We start from the raw sequence: 15,576 nt of genomic DNA on the forward strand, positions 1-15,576 counted from the left end.
CCTTACTTGCCGGCGGTGAGTGTGCTGTAGCTGGTGATGAGGTTGCGGTAATCGGGGATGTGGCTGGAGAACAGCGCTGCCAGGCCCTCGATGTCGTTGCGCCAGTCGCGGTGCAGCTCACAGGCCACGCCGAACCAGGTCATCATCTGCGCGCCGGCGGCTTCCATGCGGCGCCACGCCGCGTCGCGGGTGACTTCGTTGAAGGTGCCCGAAGCATCGGCCACCACGAAGACGTCGAAGCCCTCCTCCAGTGCCGACAGCGCCGGGAATGCCACGCACACTTCGGTCACCACGCCGGCGATGATCAGTTGTTTCTTGCCGGTGGCCCTGACTGCCTTGACGAAATCCTCGTTGTCCCAGGCGTTGATGTTGCCCGGCCGCGCGATGTACGGGGCATCGGGGAACAGGTCTTTGAGTTCGGGAACCAGCGGACCATTGGGGCCGCTCTCAAAACTGGTGGTGAGGATGGTCGGCAGCTTGAAGTACTTGGCCAGGTCGGCCAGTGCCAGGACATTGTTCTTGAACTTGTCCGGATCGATGTCGCGAACCAGCGAGAGCAGACCAGCCTGGTGATCGACCAGCAGTACGGCGGCCTGGGACTTGTCGAGACGGACGTAGGGCTTGCTCATGACGTTTCCTCATTTGCAGATTGAAAGCCCGGCGCGTACGCCGGGCGCGGGGTGACTCAGCGTTGCGAGTCGAGTGTTTCGTGCTCGGTCACCACCTGCTGGGCCTTGGTGTAGCTTTCGATCAGCAGACGGTAGTGGGGGAAGATCAGACTATAGGCTTCGGCCCACTGAGCTGCGTCCGGACGGTTCCAGGTGCGCTGGATTTCCGAGGCCACGGCGGCGGTATCCATCGGCACTACGCCAGCCTGGACGACACGCGCCAGGGTGATTTCCTGGGCAGCCTTGGAGTAGGTGCCGGAGGCGTCGATCACGGCGAATACCTTGTAGCCGGCGTTGACTGCGGAGATGGCTGGGAACGCCATGCAGACGCTGGTGATGGTGCCGGCGATGACCAGGGTTTTCTTGCCGGTCTTCTCCACGGCGGCGACGAATTCCGGGTTGTCCCAGGCGTTGATTTCGCCCTTGCGCGCCACGTACTGAGCGTGCGGCGCGGCCTCATGGATTTCCGGGATCAGCGGACCGTTGGGGCCTTGCGGCACCGACGCGGTGGTGATGACCGGGATCTTCGCCAGGCTGGCGATCTTCGCCAGGGCGATGGCGTTGTTGCGCAGCTCGGTCATGGGCATGTCCTTGACCGTCTGGAACAGACCGCTCTGGTGGTCGATCAGCAGCATGGCGGTGTCATCGGGATCGATCACCGGACGCTGGCCGTTGAAGTTGGCAATCTGGGAGAAGTTGCTCATGTCTATGTCTCCTGGGGTGGGCAGGTATGGAGCCCGGATTGACCCGCGCCATCCGGCGCGGGTGATGTACCAGACTAGGCGACTGCCAAGTCCGGGGTGTGACACTCATCGGCTGAGTTGGCCGAAGCGACCTTCGCGGAAGTCGTCGATGGCCTGCTGGATCTCGCTGTCGCTGTTCATCACGAAGGGGCCGTAGCCGACAATCGGCTCGTTCAGCGCTTCGCCGGCGAGCAGCAGGAGCAGCGCATCGCTGTCGGCTTCCAGCAGCAGGCTGTCGCCACGGCGGTCGAACAGCGCCAGTTGCCCTTCGCGCAGGCTTTCCCCGCTGTCCAGCCGCACGCTGCCACGCAGCACCACCAGCGCCGTGTTGCGCCCCGGTGCCACGCGCAGGTCCAGCGGACGCTGCGGCTTCAGGCGCAGGTCCCAGACATCCAGCGGGCTGAAGGTATGGGCCGGGCCGTCGCGACCGTCGTAGCTGCCGGCGATCACCCGCAGGGTGCCGGCGCCGTCGGGCAGCTCGACCTGCGGAATGTCGGCGGCGAGCAGCGTCTGGTAGGCCGGCGCGGTGCGCTTGTCGCGCGCCGGCAGGTTCACCCAGAGCTGCGCCATGTGCAGCGTGCCGCCCTGGCGGCTGAACTGCGGCGAGTGGAATTCCTCGTGGAGGATGCCGTCGCCGGCGGTCATCCACTGCACGTCGCCGGGGCCGATGCGCCCGCCGCCGCCGCTGGAGTCGCGGTGTTCCAGCTCGCCCTGGTAGACGATGGTGACCGTCTCGAAACCGCGGTGCGGGTGCTGGCCGACACCCCGTGGGCTGGCGCTGGGAGTGAAGTCGTGCGGGCCGGCGTGGTCCAGCAGCAGGAACGGGCTGAGGTGCTCGCCGAGATTGTCGTAGGAGAACAGCGTGCGGACCGGGAAGCCGTCGCCGACCCAATGCGGCCGGGGTGCGCTGTAGATACCGAGAATCTGTTTCATGGGGTGCCTCCTTAGTGCATGGAGACACGATAAAACTGCAACAATGTTCCCGGTAGACGGCAATAATTCACCTCAGAGTTCCATTTGGAGAACGCCAGGATGGAAGACCTCAACGATCTCTATTACTTCGCCCAGGTGGTCGAGCACGGCGGCTTCGCCCCTGCCGGCCGCGCGCTGGACCAGCCGAAGTCGAAGCTAAGCCGGCGCGTCGCGACCCTGGAGGAACGTCTTGGCGTGCGCCTGATCCAGCGTTCCACCCGGCACTTCTCGGTGACCGAGATCGGCCAGGAGTACTACCGCCATTGCCTGGCGATGCTGGTGGAAGCCGAAAGCGCCGCCGAGGTGATCGAACGGCACCGTTCCGAACCGCAGGGCGTGGTGCGCCTGAGTTGCCCGACCGCGCTGCTGAACTTCTGGGTCGGGCCGATGCTGGCGCGCTTCATGATTGCCCACCCGCTGGTGGCCTTGCAGGTGGAGAGCACCAACCGCCAGGTGGACCTGATCCAGGAAGGCATTGATATCGCCCTGCGCGTACGCTTCCCTCCGCTGGAAAGCAGCGACCTGGTAATGAAGGTGCTGGGCGAGAGCCGCCAGCGCATCGTCGGCGCCCCGTCCCTGCGCGAGCGGCTGCCGGCGCGGCCGATCCCCGCCGATGTGGCGGCGCTGCCCACGCTGCACTGGGGCTCGGTGCAACGCGAGTACCATTGGCACCTGGACGGGCCCAACGGCGTCAACGCGCAAGTGCGGCATCGCCCGCGAATGATCACCGACGACCTGGTGGCGCTGCGCCAGGCGGCCCTCGCCGGCGTCGGCGCGGTGCACATGCCGGCGGTGGTGGTGAGCGGCGATCTGAACGACGGCAGCCTGATCAACCTGCTGCCGGACTGGGCGCCGCGCACCGGCATGGTCCAGGCGGTGTTCCCCTCGCGGCGCGGGCTGCTGCCATCGGTACGGGCGCTGCTGGACTTCCTCGGCCAGGAGTTCGCGCACAGCGACATGGCCTGAGCATCTTCAGACTGCGTTCAGACTCGCCGCCAATACTCCCCCGACGAATGAATTCCTGGTTGGGGGAGAAGGTATGACCCAGTCCGAATGGGAGTCACTGTTTCCGTTCCACATCGGCCCGCGCGACACCCACCTGGCCAGCCTGCGCCTGGTCGGCCACGGCGATCCGCAACGGCGGGAGATCGAAGCCTTCGTGCACGAGCGCTTCGAACGAGTCCACCACGCCGACGTACATCAGTTCCTGCCCGAGCTGCTCAGCCTGCGCGACCGCCACGGCACGCTGGTGGCGGCCGCCGGTATCCGTCTGGCAGCCCATGAGCCGCTGTTCCTCGAACGCTATCTCGACGAACCGCTGGAAAGCCCCGTGGCGCGCGTCGCCGGCTACCCGGTGGCGCGCCAGGAACTGGTGGAAGTTGGCAACCTTGCGGCCAGGAGCGCCGGCAGCGCCCGCCTGATCATCGCGGCGACGACCTGGCTGCTGGCCGCGCGTGGGCTGCGCTGGGTGGCCTTCACCGGCGCGGCGACGCTGATCAACAGTTTCCACCGCCTGGGACTGGAGCCGACGGTGCTCGGCCCGGCGGACCCGGCGCGGCTCAACGGCGAGAAGGCCGACTGGGGCAGCTACTACGACCAGCACCCGCAGGTGTTCGCCGGCAGCATCCGTTACGGCCACGAGCGCCTGGAACTCAGCGGTACCTATGAACGCCTGGGCTTCCCGGTGCTGCTCTACCACGCGAGGCGCGATCATGCGGCCTGAAGTGGAGGACTTCCTGCACCTGCTGCGCCACCATGCGCGCAGCCACGGCGAGCGCCTGGCGCTGCGCGGGACGACGCAACGGCTGAACTACGCGCAACTGCTGCAAGCCGTGGAGACGCGTGCCGCGCTGCTGGCCGAACAGCCCTCCGGCGCCTTCGCCCTGGCGCTGGACAACGGGCCGCAAGCGCTGATCTGGGATCTGGCCGCGCTATTTAGCGAACGTCCCTGCATCATCCTGCCGCCGTTCTTCAGCCCGGCGCAGCGCACCCACTGCCTGATGCAGAGCCAGGCGACCCTGGCCATCGCCGAGCCGGCAATGGATGACGAGTTGCGCGGCAACGGTTTCAGCCGCGGCGAAACCTTCTGGTATCGCCCGTCGGTAGTGGACCCGGAGCTGCCGCCGGCAACCGCGAAGATCACCTACACCTCCGGCAGCACCGGCACGCCACGGGGCGTCTGCCTGGACGCCCCTGCCCTGCTCCGCGTCGCCCGTGAACTGGAAGCGGCAAGCCGGCCGAGCGGCCCGGACCAGTACCTGGCGATCCTGCCGCTGGCCGTGCTGCTGGAGAACCTGGGGATGTACGCGGCGCTGTTCGCCGGCGCCACCCTGACCCTGTTGCCGTCCGCGCAACTGGGGTTGAACGGGTCGAGCAGCGTGGACTGGCAGCGCCTGCTCGGCAGCATCGTCCTGAGCGGCGCGCAGAGCCTGATCCTGGTACCGCAGTTGCTGCTCGGCCTGGTGACGGCCATCGAGCGCGGCGCGATGCGGCCCGGACCGTTGAAATACGTCGCCGTGGGTGGCGCACGGGTCGCTCCTTCGCTCCTGCAACGCGCCGCCAAAGCCGGGCTGCCGGTGTTCGAAGGCTACGGCCTCTCCGAATGCGCCTCGGTGGTCTGCCTGAACCGTCCCGGCGCGGTGCGCCCCGGCAGCGTCGGCAAGCCGCTGCCCCACGTCCAGGTGAAGCTGGCCGAGGATGGTGAGGTGCTGGTCAGCGGCTCGTCCCTGCTCGGCTACCTGGGCGAGCCACCGCACCTGGACCCGTGGTGGCCCACCGGCGATATCGGTCGCTTCGACGACGACGGCTACCTGTACCTCGCCGGACGCAAGAAGAATCAGTTCATCACCAGCTTCGGGCGCAACGTCAACCCGGAATGGATCGAAGCGGAGCTCACGCAGAACGGCGTGCTGCTCCAGGCCTTCGTCCACGGCGAAGGCCTGCACCAGAACCTGGCGCTGCTCTGGCCGCTGGACCCCACTTGCAGCGATCAGGCCCTGGCCGATGCGGTGCAGCGCTGCAACGCCCTGCTGCCGGACTACGCACGCATCCACCGCTGGGCGCGCCTGCCTGAACCGTTCAGCAACAGCAACGGCCTGCTCACCCCCAATGGCCGCCCGCGCCGCGCGGCGATCCTGGAGCAGTACCGCGAAACCCTTTGCGCAATGGTTACCGAGTGAGGTTCACCGCCATGTCGTTCTTCGCAACCCTGCAAGCCGCCACCAGTGAGGAGCGCGACACGCTGTTCAGCGTCCCGGTGATCCGCGAGGCGCTGGCCGGCACCGTCAGCCTGGAGGGTTACATCGCGTTCCTGTCCCAGGCCTACCACCACGTGCGCCACACCGTGCCACTGATGATGGCCTGCGGAGCACGCCTGCCCGCTCACCTGGAATGGCTGCGTGGCGCGGTCTGCGAGTACATCGACGAAGAGTACGGCCACGAACGCTGGATCCTCGATGACATCGCGGCCTGCGGCGGCGACCCCGAAGCCGTGCGCAACGCGCGCCCGGCGCTGGCCATCGAGCTGATGGTGGCGTTCCTCTACGACCTCATCCAGCGCGGCAACCCGGTCGGCCTGTTCGGCATGGTCAATGTGCTCGAAGGCACCAGCATCGCCCTGGCCACCCACGCAGCCGGCGCCATTCGCAACAGCCTCGGCCTGCCGCAGGAGGCGTTCAGCTACCTGAGTTCCCACGGTTCGCTGGACCAGGAGCACATGCAGACGTACCGGCGCCTGATGAATCGCCTGGAAGACCCCGTCGACCAGGAAGCGGTGATCCACGCGGCGAAGGTGGTCTACCGCCTCTACGCCGACATGTTCCGTGGCCTGCCAAGGGCGCAGGACGACGCTGCCGAGGTGCGGCATGCGTTTGTCTGAATGCCGGGCGGTGCTGACCGGCGCCAGCGGCGGCATCGGCCTGCAACTGGCCGAACAGCTCTGCGCGGCGGGTGCACAGGTCCTGGCCGCCAGCCGCCATGCCGGCGCGCTGGAGGCGGTGATGCGCCGCTATCCCGAACGCCTGCGCTGGCAGGCCGCCGATCTGCGCAGCGGCGACGATCGCCAGGCGCTGCTCGACGAAGTACGCCGCATCGGCGGGGTCAACCTGCTGATCAATGCCGCCGGGATCAACCAGTTCGCCATGCTCGACCAGTTGGACGAGTCACGGCTGGACGATATGGTCGCTCTGAACATCGGCGCCACCCTGCAACTCACTCGCCTGCTGCTGCCGGTCCTGCGCGGGCAGCCGCGCGCGCTGGTGGTCAATGTCGGCTCTACCTACGGCTCCATCGGCTATCCGGGCTACGCCGTGTATTGCGCCAGCAAATTCGCGCTGCGCGGCTTCTCCGAAGCGCTGCGCCGCGAGCTGGCGGACACCTCGACGGACGTACTGTACGTCGCCCCGCGCGCAACCCGCACCGGCATGAACAGCGACGCCGCGATTGCCCTCAACGAGGCACTGAAGGTCGGTATGGACGACCCTCGCGACGTCGCCCAGGCGGTGCTCGCCGCCATTGAGGGCAAGCGCAGCGAGCTGTACCTGGGCTGGCCGGAAAAACTCTTCGTGCGCATCAACGGCATGCTGCCCGGCATAGTCGACCGCGCGCTGCGCAAGCAGTTGCCGCTGATTCGCCGCTACAGCCACGACGAGGACGAGCCCCGCTGATGCAAGCGCCAGGCAACGAGGACAGCGCGGGGAGATCGGTGCTTTACTCAGGAAAATCCAGGCAAGACAGGACTGATCATGCGTTTGCTGTTGGTAGAGGATGACCAAGCCCTCGGTGAAGGCGTTCGCACCGGCCTGCGCCAGGAGGGCTACACCATCGACTGGTTGCAGGACGGAGTCAGCGCCCTGCACGCCTTGCAGAACGAGGAGTTCGACCTGCTGGTGCTCGACCTGGGGCTGCCACGGCTGGACGGGCTGCAGGTACTCGCCAACCTGCGTGCAAGCGGCTCGACGGTGCCGGTGCTGATCCTCACCGCCCGCGATGCCACCGATGACCGCATTGCCGGCCTCGATGCGGGAGCCGACGACTACCTGGTCAAACCCTTCGACCTCCACGAACTCAAGGCCCGTCTGCGCGCGTTGCTGCGCCGCAGCAGCGGTCGTGCGCGGGCGTTGATCGAGCACGCCGGCGTCAGCCTCGACCCGACCACGCAGCAGGTGCGCTACCAGGGCCGGAACGTGGTGCTCACCCCCAAGGAGTATCAGTTGCTGCACGAACTGCTGTCGCAACCGGGCAAGGTCTTCACCCGCGACCGGCTGACCCAACTCCTCTACGGCTGGGACGAGAGCGCCGAGAGCAACACGCTGGAAGTGCACATCTCGCACCTGCGCAAGAAGCTCTTCAGCGGGCTGATCCGCACCGTGCGAGGCATCGGCTACCTGGTGGAAGCCTGATGAGCTCGTTGCGCAGCCGCACGCTGTGGCGGGTGATGCTCCTGCTGTTGGCGGGCACCGGCCTGTTGGCGTTGTACAACTACCACGACAGCAGCCACGAGATCGCCGAGATCTACGATGCCCACCTGGCGCAGAACGCCCGCCTGCTGCAGGGCGTGATGAGCCTGCCGCTGGCCGGCAACGACCGTCGGTCACTGTACCGCGCGTTCAACGATGCACTGAGCCAGGCCGGCGAAGGCCGCCCCGGCCACCCGTACGAGAACAAACTGGCGTTCACCGTCTGGAGCGACGATGGGCAAGTGCTCGTGCGCTCGCCCAGCACCCCGGAGTTCAGCAATCCGCCGCGCTCACCGGGCTTCCACACCATGCCCGGTACTGGCGGGCAGTGGCGCGGATTCGTCCTGCCAGTTCCAGAGCAGAAGCTGGTGATCTGGGTGGGCGAGCGCAATGACGTGCGCGGCGACCTGGTCGGCCGCATCGTGCGCCATACGCTGCTGCCGTTCCTGGCCGGCAGCCTGGCGCTGGCCCTGCTGGTCTGGCTGGCCATCGGCTGGGGCCTGCAACCATTGCAGAACATGGCCCGGGTGATCCGCGCCCGCCATCCGGACGCGCTGGAGCCGCTGCAACTGGTGCCGCTGCCACGCGAACTGGAACCAATGCAGGCCGCCCTCAACCGTCTGCTCAGCCAGGTGGAAACCCTGCTGCAGCGCGAGCACCGCTTCATCGCCGATGCCGCCCACGAGATGCGCACACCACTGGCGATCCTGCGCCTGCATGCGCAGAACGCGGCCCAGGCGAGCGACGAACGGGAGCGCCAGCAGGCCCTGGATTTCCTGATCGACGGAGCCGACCGCCTGAGTCGTGTGGTGAACCAGTTGCTGACGATGGCGCGGCTGGAGCCGAGCTCCAGCCGCGGGCACTGGAAAACGCTGGACGTGCAGGCGCTGGTGACCGATACCCTGGCAGAACTGACACCCTGGATGCTGCGCCATCAGGTCGAGCCCGACCTGGACATCGCCTCCGCCGACTACCGCACCGTCAGCGATGTGAGTGCGCTGGATGTGATCCTGCAGAACCTGGTCAGCAACGCGGTGAATTTCTCCCCCCCTGGCGCAACCGTGCGCGTCGCCCTCGAACGTCAGGGCAACGACCTGCTGCTGACGGTGCAGGACAGCGGCCCGGGCATCGACGAGGAGCGTCTGGAGCGGGCCTTCGAGCGCTTCCACAGCGAGGGCAACCCCGGCGGCGCGGGTCTGGGCCTGTCCATCGTGAACATGGCGGCGCAGCGGCTTGGGGGCGAAGTGCGCCTGCGCAACCGACCCGAAGGCGGCCTGCTGGCGAGGGTTCGCCTGCCCGTGCAGGGCGAATCCCGCGGCTGAACTTCACCGTACGTCGAGGTACTTAACATAACCTCTTCTGGATACTGGAGATTTTCTGCCGGCGGCATATGCTTGCAGAAAAGCTCCAGCACGCTGCGGTAGGGGGAATTCGACATGGGAAAGGCACTCAAGGAACGCGCAACCGTCATCTGCCGTCTCGATGACAAGATACTCTTCGTGCGCAAGGCCAAGTCGAAATGGAACCTGCCCGGCGGACGCATCGAAGGCGATGAGCGGCCAGGCCAGGCGGCCCAGCGCGAGCTGAACGAGGAGACCGGCCTGCAGGCATCGCAGCTCAGCTATCTCGCGCCGCTGGAGCTGTACCAGACCCTGCATTACGTGTTCGAAACGCCAGTCGACCCCACCCAGCAGCCGGTGCCGCTCAACGAGATCGCCGATTGCCGCTGGTTCGGCCCGGAAGACGTGGCACGGCGCAAGATCAACAAGTCGGTGCGGCGCCTGCTGCGCACCTGCCTGCCAAAGGCCGGTTGAACGGCTGATCGCCGCTTCCGAGGGTGCGCGGCGCCGGTGCTTCGCGGTATCTTCGGCGCCTTCCCCAACGCACCCTTCACAGGACTCCCGACCGATGCTCCGCGCCACACTGCTCTGCGCCACACTGCTCAGCTCCGCCGCCGTCAACGCCAAGGTCGAAGTGCAGCCGGTGCAGCACAGCAAGGTCGGTCCGGTGCTCGCGGTACGCATCTCCGAGGACATCGCCCCGGGCGACTACGAGCGGCTGCTCAAGGGCCTGATGGGCAATCCCGGCAAGTTCTCCCGCAAGGTGGCGCTGCTCGACAGCATCGGCGGCAGCGCGGCGGAGTCGATCAAGATGGGCCGGCTGCTGCGCGAGTCAGGCTTCGAAACCCTGGTGCCGGCCAACGGCGTCTGCCAGGGCTCATGCGTCTACCTGCTCGCCGCCGGCCACCGCAAGATCGTGCGCGGCTACGTCGGCCTGCATCGTCCCTACTACCCCGGCGGCGACTCGTCGCTGGCCGCCGGCAGCTACAACGCGCGCAGCTACCTGCGCGACATGGACATCCCGCTCGCCCTCGCCGACGACATGCAGGGGATCGACCCGCAGCACATGCGCGTGCTCTCCCCCCAGGAGCTGGAGCGCTACCGCCTGGGCGGCACGCCCAACCGCGTCAGCGCCCGCTGACCACCGGAACCGACTCCAGCACCGCAGCGCCGAGCCCATCCGCCTGCCGCTGGCGCGCGCCAAGCGCCGGCTGACTCAGACGCTCGCGGCCGTAGAAGGCCAGCGCGGTGCCCAGCATCGTCAGCCAGACGATGATCCCCGACCAGAAGGTGTGCGAAACGAAGTGCCAGCCCTGCGGCACGCGGGTCGTGCCGTAGACCAGGCCCAGCACCATTACCGCGGCGAACAGGGCGCGGGCATGACGCCAGCGATAGCGGCGCGCCACGAAGTACAGCGCCAGCACGGTGAAACCGCTGGAGGCGTGGCCGCCCGGCCAGCAGCGCCCCTCGCCCGCCTCGTGCAGCAGGCTGAAGTTCTCGAACCACTCGCGCTTCTCATGAATGCCGCCGTACAGCGTGGTCTCTACCGGACACCAGACGCTGGTGTGGCTCTTGAAGTAGTGGACCATCCCGGTGGTGATGGCGAAGGCCACCACCACGAAGATGAAGTCCCTGCGGTGCGCCGCCAGCCAGCGCAACGACGGCGCGACCCGCACACGTTCCAGCCAGGCACTGAAGCGTCCCTTGGGCAGCAGCGGCCAGATCAGCGACAGCAGCATGCCGATCACCGCCAGCTCGCCAGTGGTGTCGGGGATGATGCGCGGCAGCTTGTGGGTCAGCTTCTCGAACAGGTGGTCATGCTGCAGTACGAAGTTATGCGTGACCGGATCGTAAAACTGGTTGCTGATCAGCACGTCCAGGTTGGTCAGGTCGAACATGCAGAACAGCAGAACCGCCAGCAGCACGGGTACGCCGACGTTGATCAGATAGAAGCGGGAGGCAGACGACATGCAGAGTCCTTGCGGGATTTTTAACGAATCGGAGCGACGGCGGCCCATTGGTCGGCATCGAGATAGCCGAGCAGCTTGGGCGCACCCTGGCCATCGTTGATGAGGAACAGCGAAGAGGCGTAGTCCGGCGTTGCCGGTTCGGCGATGCTCACGGTGGCCTCCAGGTCCTCGATACATTCGCTGTGGGTCACCAGGATCAGGTTGCGGTGCGCCACCTTGTGCTGCTGCGCCTGGCGCAGCATCGAGCCACGGCAGTCGTACAGCCAGTTCTGCTGCGCCGGCTGCTGGCCGAACATCGAGGCGGCCGTCTGCTCGGCGCGCACCTGCGGGCTGCTGTAGATGTCGGCATCGGCGACGCCGAGCACGCGGAAGCGCTCGCCCAGCTCGTGGGCCGCCACCTGGGCCCGGACGGTGATGCCGTCGGGAGCCGAAAGACACGGAGCGCTGGAGCGGTCGCAACGCTCGGCATGCCGTACGAGGATGATCAGGTCGCCCTGCCGCCAGTGCTCGCGCAAAGCCTCCAGGCTCGCATAGTCATGGGCGATATTTCCGGCAGCCGGCGGGCGGATCAGCCAGAAGCCACTGATCAGGCCGAGCGCCAGAACAGCGAGCGGCAACAGGAGCCACCGGCTGGCAAGGACGCGTCGTGCCTTCTGGGCGAAAACGGAAATCTGCATAGGGCTCCCGGCGGAATGAATGACTGGTTGCTTCCCTGCCCGGTACACGCAACTGGTGCATTCGGAATGCCCGGCCCATCCCTGGGGCTCACATCGCACTGCGGGGTTGTCAGATGTCGGGCGTGGGGAAACCTAGCGCCGGATTCGTGAAGAAGGCGTCATGAATTGCTGAAGATGTCGTGACAGTGCGCAAAGCCTTTGGAAGACGGGCGAATCAGTGCGTTGCAGCGCGGGTGAGGACAGCGACCGTCCGTCGTCCCGACACGCCCGGCGCGAACGCTGAGCGCCGGCGCGGCGGTTCAGGGTTGCGCGGGACCGCAGCGCAACGGCTGCTCGCGCCACAGGCGCCAGGCGCTCTCCCAGCCCTGGTCGTGGCTCACGCCCGGCAGCTCGATCAACGTCAGGCAGCGTCCTTCGCCCAGCGCATCGCGATAGCTCCGCGCCAGCGACGCGGGCACCACGGAGTCGTCCAGCCCCACCAGATGGCGCTGCGGCAGGCGCGCCAGGCGCTGGCGCTGATCCAGCGGTTCCAGTGAGCCGTCGAGCGACGTGAGTTGTCGTTGTGCGGCCCACAGGCGCGGGCTGAGGTTGCCGGCCAGGGTCTGCACCTGGGCAATGTCGTCCCGGGTTGCCGCCAGCAGCAGCGCCAGCGCCGCGCCACCGGAATAGCCGATCAGTTCGAAATTCACGTTGCCGTAGCGCGCCTTCAGGCTATCCAGTGCCTGGTCGAGGCTGTGCAGGATTTCCGGGGCATAGCGCCGATTGGTCCACAGCGCAGGGCGGCAAGGGGCGGCGGCGAAGAACTGGCAGGGCCGGCCGAGATAGGCGCTGGGCCGCGGATCGTCCAGCGCCAGGCGGGCAACCAGCAGGTTGTGCGGCGAAGGGTCGAGGCTTGGCTGGCTGGCGGTCGCCCAGGCATGGCCGTCGCCTTCCAGATAGACCCGCAGCGTCGCTCCCCGCGCCGCGCGCGAGGGCGCCAGCAGAGCCAGCGGGAAGTCGCCACCGCGCACCGACTCCAGGTTCTGGCCCCGTTGCTGGGCCAGTTGCTGCAAGGCGTCACGCGGTGACTGGCAGGCGGCGAGGACGACGCCGCACAGCAGCGCCGCTCCCAGCCGCAGGACACCGACCCGCGAACGCGAGCCGGTGGCGCCGGACTTCATCAGAAGTCGTAACGCACTTTGGCGGTGAAGGTGTCGGCGTCGAAGTCGGTCTTGCCGACGTAGTCGTAGCTGACACCCAGGGTTACCGCACCGAGCTTGTAGTCCGCGCCGACACCCGCCTCGTAGCTGTTGCGAACGGCGCTGGAACCACTGGTGACGAACGGCGTGTCGCCGAGCACGAAGGTGGACGTGCTCCTGGCCTCATCAGCGGCGAAGTCGTGGTACGCCATCAGCTTCGCCTGCGGCTCGAAGGTACCCTGCCCCAGGACGTAGCTGCCGGCCACGCGCAGACCGGCGCCCAGCTCGGCCACTTCATAGCGCTGCGAATCGACGTCGAGCGCGGCGGACGAGCCCTTCTCGTGGTAGCCATCGATATCCACGCGGCTGTAGCGGGCGGCCAGGCGCGGCTCGACCAGGAACTGCGGGTTGATGTGGTAGGTGTAGCCACCGATCACATTCACCCCCAACAGATCGCTGTCGTAGTCGCCCTTGGCAGTGGTGCCGGCGATGCGACGCTTGCTCTCGTTGTCGTTGAAGCCGTAGGTCAGGCTGGCGTCGACGAAGTAGTTGTCCTGCTCAAAGCTGCCATACAGGGTGAAGGCATTGGTGTCGACGTCGGTGGTGTTGCCATTCTTGCTGTTCACGTCCGAGCGCAGGTAGCTGTAGGCCACGCCCAGGGTCACCTGCTCGTTCGGCTTGCCGTCGGCGCCGATGGACAGCCCGCGGCTGTAGGCGTTGTAGCCGGCCACCTGGTCGCGCATGTCCTGGCTGGCTTCGCTGTACAGCGTCTGGACCCACACGCCGGTCTGCTTCAGCACATCACCCGACGACGCTCCGCGCAGCCCGCCGGTGCGAGCGCTGGTGACATTGCTGATCAGGTTCTGCCCGGTGGTTGCGGCCTGGGTGGCGCCACGGTTGACCTCTGGCGACAGTTGCTCGCTCAGCCGGCGCAGTGCGGCGGGATCTTCCGATGCGCCGACATAGGCCTGAAACACCGGATCGTTCGGGTTGCTGGTCGCCAGCCTGCCGATCACGCCGCTGAATGCCGCGCTCGCACGCTGGGCGTTCGGCGAACCGCCGAGCTGGTTGATCACCTCGCCCACCTGCGCGCCCTGCTTGGCGGTGACATTGGCGACGATCTGCGTGCCGTCGACGCTGTAGCTGTCCACGTTGAGCAGTTGCGAGCGGCTCACCACGCCGAGACCGTGATCTGCCACGCTGCCGGCCTGCACCAGGGTGTACCGGCTTCCCTCGGCGCGGAAATCATCCCCCTTGGCGGCCAGGCGAATCTGCGAGCCCTTGTCGAACTCGGCGGTGCCGCTCACGGCCAGCACTGCCCTTGCCGGATCGGTGGCGCTGCTCAGGTTGAGGTCGAGGGTGGAGTTGCCGGCAACTTCGATATTGCCCTGCAGGCTGGTATGCGGCTGGCCCAGTTCCAGGTGTGCGGGGGTTTTGGCGTAGTCGCTGCCAACCGATACCCAGCCCGCGTCCCTCAGCACGATGTTGGCGCCATCGGCAGTGGCGTCGGTGCCATTGAAGCGCACGTCACCGGTGATATCGATGCTGCTCAGGTTGATCAGGTTGCCGGTGATGTCGCCGCCATTCCAGGCCAGGTGGACACCGTCGGTAGCCTGGGATGCGTCGATGGCCTCGTCGCCGGCGATGATGCTGCCACGGTTCTCGATCCACAGGCCGCTGCCATCGGTGTGGTCCAGGTCGAAACCGGCGATCACGATGCCCGCATCGTCGGCTTCGATCACGCCGGTGTTGAGAATCTGCCGGCCCGGACCGTGGAAGCGGACGCTGTACAGCTCGATCGCCGAGGCGTCGTCGCCGCGCGCGACGATCCGCCCGTTGTTGACGATACCGCCCAGGTCGATGGGGTTGGACATGTACTCATCGCCGGCGATGCCCACGGCATTCTCGCCGGTCACCTGGATCAGGCCGTCGTTGATCAGCTTGCCGTTGATGGTGCCACCGGCCAGCGAGATGCCGGCAGCGCTGAAGCCTTCGGCGAGGATTCGGCCGCTGGCGGCATTGACCAGGTCGCCGCCCAGCTTGGACTGCTCGGAGAACTCGATGGCACGGGTCTGATCCTGGGCAGTGTCGCCCTTGACGCTCAGGGTGCCTTCGTTGACCAGGTCGCCGCCGATTTTCAGCGCATCGCCCAGGAACGCCGAGACGCCCTCGCCAGCCACCTGGATGCGGCCGCGGTTGATCAGGTTGCCTTCGACCTCGGTAGCCGGGCCGGCGAAGCTGCCGATCTGCACGATGCCGAAGTCCACGCCGCCGGCATTGTTGCCCTGGGCATCGATGGTGGCGTTGAGCACCAGGTCGCCGGCGTAGCTGTCGCTGTACGACTCGAAGGCGCTACCGAAACTGCCGCTGCCGCTGAAGCTTCCGTTCAGCTCGACACTGGGGGCGGTGTACTGCTGGTACTCGGTGTGCAGTCCGGGATTGTTCAGGGTAATGCTGGTGGCGGGGTTCAGGGGAGTGGCTGCCTGGGCAGGCAGCGCGGCGCCGGAAATGGCAAGCGCCAGGATAGTCTTGCGGTACATCACGGTTTGTTCCTTAAACATCGACCTTTGGG

16 protein-coding genes are annotated in these 15,576 nt (G+C 66.9%); 9 read left to right on the forward strand and 7 right to left on the reverse strand.

What is annotated here, in order from left to right:
* Positions 1 to 2 precede the first annotated feature (2 nt).
* The 3 genes from ycaC to OU419_RS18155 form a co-directional block, all read right to left on the reverse strand.
* On the reverse strand, positions 3 to 629 hold the full coding sequence (gene ycaC / locus OU419_RS18145; protein WP_254475592.1) for an isochorismate family cysteine hydrolase YcaC: 627 nt from the start codon (positions 627 to 629) through the stop codon (positions 3 to 5).
* A 56-nt stretch (positions 630 to 685) separates the two neighbouring features.
* Complete coding sequence (locus tag OU419_RS18150; protein WP_254475591.1) at positions 686 to 1,372, reverse strand: hydrolase; 687 nt, start codon at positions 1,370 to 1,372, stop codon at positions 686 to 688.
* A 105-nt stretch (positions 1,373 to 1,477) separates the two neighbouring features.
* A complete protein-coding gene (locus tag OU419_RS18155) occupies positions 1,478 to 2,344 on the reverse strand; it encodes a pirin family protein (RefSeq protein ID WP_254475590.1) in 867 nt (288 codons plus the stop codon).
* Positions 2,345 to 2,443: 99 nt separating this feature from the next.
* Here OU419_RS18155 and OU419_RS18160 point away from each other — a divergent pair, with 99 nt between their 5' ends.
* The 9 genes from OU419_RS18160 to OU419_RS18200 all read left to right on the forward strand — a co-directional run bounded on the left by OU419_RS18160 (position 2,444) and on the right by OU419_RS18200 (position 10,320).
* On the forward strand, positions 2,444 to 3,349 hold the full coding sequence (locus tag OU419_RS18160; protein ID WP_254475589.1) for a LysR family transcriptional regulator: 906 nt from the start codon (positions 2,444 to 2,446) through the stop codon (positions 3,347 to 3,349).
* A gap of 73 nt (positions 3,350 to 3,422) precedes the next feature.
* Positions 3,423 to 4,106: a thermostable hemolysin gene (locus OU419_RS18165; protein WP_254475588.1), complete on the forward strand. Its 684-nt coding sequence runs from the start codon at positions 3,423 to 3,425 to the stop codon at positions 4,104 to 4,106.
* On the forward strand, positions 4,096 to 5,562 hold the full coding sequence (locus OU419_RS18170; RefSeq protein ID WP_254475587.1) for an AMP-binding protein: 1,467 nt from the start codon (positions 4,096 to 4,098) through the stop codon (positions 5,560 to 5,562). The genes OU419_RS18165 and OU419_RS18170 overlap by 11 nt, the downstream gene beginning before the upstream one ends.
* An 11-nt stretch (positions 5,563 to 5,573) precedes the next feature.
* The gene (locus OU419_RS18175) at positions 5,574 to 6,260 is read left to right on the forward strand and encodes a TenA family transcriptional regulator (protein WP_254475586.1); all 687 of its coding nucleotides are present in this window, start codon (positions 5,574 to 5,576) and stop codon (positions 6,258 to 6,260) included.
* Entirely contained in the window at positions 6,247 to 7,047 is an 801-nt protein-coding gene (locus OU419_RS18180) for an SDR family oxidoreductase (protein WP_254475585.1), read from the forward strand. The genes OU419_RS18175 and OU419_RS18180 overlap by 14 nt, the downstream gene beginning before the upstream one ends.
* 78 nt (positions 7,048 to 7,125) lie before the next feature.
* Positions 7,126 to 7,782, forward strand: coding sequence for a response regulator (locus OU419_RS18185; protein ID WP_254475584.1), 657 nt, complete (start codon positions 7,126 to 7,128; stop codon positions 7,780 to 7,782).
* Positions 7,782 to 9,161: a sensor histidine kinase gene (locus OU419_RS18190; RefSeq protein ID WP_254475583.1), complete on the forward strand. Its 1,380-nt coding sequence runs from the start codon at positions 7,782 to 7,784 to the stop codon at positions 9,159 to 9,161. Before OU419_RS18185 ends, OU419_RS18190 begins: the two co-directional genes overlap by 1 nt.
* 114 nt (positions 9,162 to 9,275) lie before the next feature.
* Positions 9,276 to 9,653: an NUDIX hydrolase gene (locus tag OU419_RS18195; protein ID WP_254475582.1), complete on the forward strand. Its 378-nt coding sequence runs from the start codon at positions 9,276 to 9,278 to the stop codon at positions 9,651 to 9,653.
* A gap of 94 nt (positions 9,654 to 9,747) precedes the next feature.
* A complete protein-coding gene (locus OU419_RS18200; RefSeq protein WP_254475581.1) occupies positions 9,748 to 10,320 on the forward strand; it encodes a COG3904 family protein in 573 nt (190 codons plus the stop codon).
* Here the strand turns inward: OU419_RS18200 and OU419_RS18205 are convergent.
* From OU419_RS18205 to OU419_RS18220, 4 genes are all read right to left on the reverse strand, one after another.
* A complete protein-coding gene (locus OU419_RS18205) occupies positions 10,307 to 11,149 on the reverse strand; it encodes a phosphatase PAP2 family protein (RefSeq protein ID WP_254475580.1) in 843 nt (280 codons plus the stop codon). The genes OU419_RS18200 and OU419_RS18205 overlap by 14 nt on opposite strands.
* A gap of 20 nt (positions 11,150 to 11,169) precedes the next feature.
* Positions 11,170 to 11,766, reverse strand: a complete 597-nt coding sequence (pmrG, locus tag OU419_RS18210; protein ID WP_254475579.1) for a lipopolysaccharide core heptose(II)-phosphate phosphatase PmrG — start codon at positions 11,764 to 11,766, stop codon at positions 11,170 to 11,172.
* 359 nt (positions 11,767 to 12,125) lie between these two features.
* A complete protein-coding gene (locus OU419_RS18215; protein WP_254475578.1) occupies positions 12,126 to 12,986 on the reverse strand; it encodes an alpha/beta hydrolase family protein in 861 nt (286 codons plus the stop codon).
* A complete protein-coding gene (locus OU419_RS18220; RefSeq protein WP_254475577.1) occupies positions 12,986 to 15,544 on the reverse strand; it encodes an autotransporter family protein in 2,559 nt (852 codons plus the stop codon). The genes OU419_RS18215 and OU419_RS18220 overlap by 1 nt, the downstream gene beginning before the upstream one ends.
* Positions 15,545 to 15,576: the final 32 nt, after the last annotated feature.

Source organism: Pseudomonas triclosanedens, assembly GCF_026686735.1.
Classification (GTDB): domain Bacteria; phylum Pseudomonadota; class Gammaproteobacteria; order Pseudomonadales; family Pseudomonadaceae; genus Pseudomonas; species Pseudomonas triclosanedens.

Excerpts from the sequence above, each read along its gene's own strand:
- ycaC (WP_254475592.1), bottom strand. The coding sequence starts at position 629 with ATGAGCAAGCCCTACGTCCGTCTCGACAAGTCCCAGGCCGCCGTACTG.
- OU419_RS18150 (WP_254475591.1), bottom strand. The coding sequence starts at position 1,372 with ATGAGCAACTTCTCCCAGATTGCCAACTTCAACGGCCAGCGTCCGGTG.
- OU419_RS18155 (WP_254475590.1), bottom strand. The coding sequence starts at position 2,344 with ATGAAACAGATTCTCGGTATCTACAGCGCACCCCGGCCGCATTGGGTC.
- OU419_RS18160 (WP_254475589.1), top strand. The coding sequence starts at position 2,444 with ATGGAAGACCTCAACGATCTCTATTACTTCGCCCAGGTGGTCGAGCAC.
- OU419_RS18165 (WP_254475588.1), top strand. The coding sequence starts at position 3,423 with ATGACCCAGTCCGAATGGGAGTCACTGTTTCCGTTCCACATCGGCCCG.
- OU419_RS18170 (WP_254475587.1), top strand. The coding sequence starts at position 4,096 with ATGCGGCCTGAAGTGGAGGACTTCCTGCACCTGCTGCGCCACCATGCG.
- OU419_RS18175 (WP_254475586.1), top strand. The coding sequence starts at position 5,574 with ATGTCGTTCTTCGCAACCCTGCAAGCCGCCACCAGTGAGGAGCGCGAC.
- OU419_RS18180 (WP_254475585.1), top strand. The coding sequence starts at position 6,247 with ATGCGTTTGTCTGAATGCCGGGCGGTGCTGACCGGCGCCAGCGGCGGC.
- OU419_RS18185 (WP_254475584.1), top strand. The coding sequence starts at position 7,126 with ATGCGTTTGCTGTTGGTAGAGGATGACCAAGCCCTCGGTGAAGGCGTT.
- OU419_RS18190 (WP_254475583.1), top strand. The coding sequence starts at position 7,782 with ATGAGCTCGTTGCGCAGCCGCACGCTGTGGCGGGTGATGCTCCTGCTG.
- OU419_RS18195 (WP_254475582.1), top strand. The coding sequence starts at position 9,276 with ATGGGAAAGGCACTCAAGGAACGCGCAACCGTCATCTGCCGTCTCGAT.
- OU419_RS18200 (WP_254475581.1), top strand. The coding sequence starts at position 9,748 with ATGCTCCGCGCCACACTGCTCTGCGCCACACTGCTCAGCTCCGCCGCC.
- OU419_RS18205 (WP_254475580.1), bottom strand. The coding sequence starts at position 11,149 with ATGTCGTCTGCCTCCCGCTTCTATCTGATCAACGTCGGCGTACCCGTG.
- OU419_RS18215 (WP_254475578.1), bottom strand. The coding sequence starts at position 12,986 with ATGAAGTCCGGCGCCACCGGCTCGCGTTCGCGGGTCGGTGTCCTGCGG.
- OU419_RS18220 (WP_254475577.1), bottom strand. The coding sequence starts at position 15,544 with ATGTACCGCAAGACTATCCTGGCGCTTGCCATTTCCGGCGCCGCGCTG.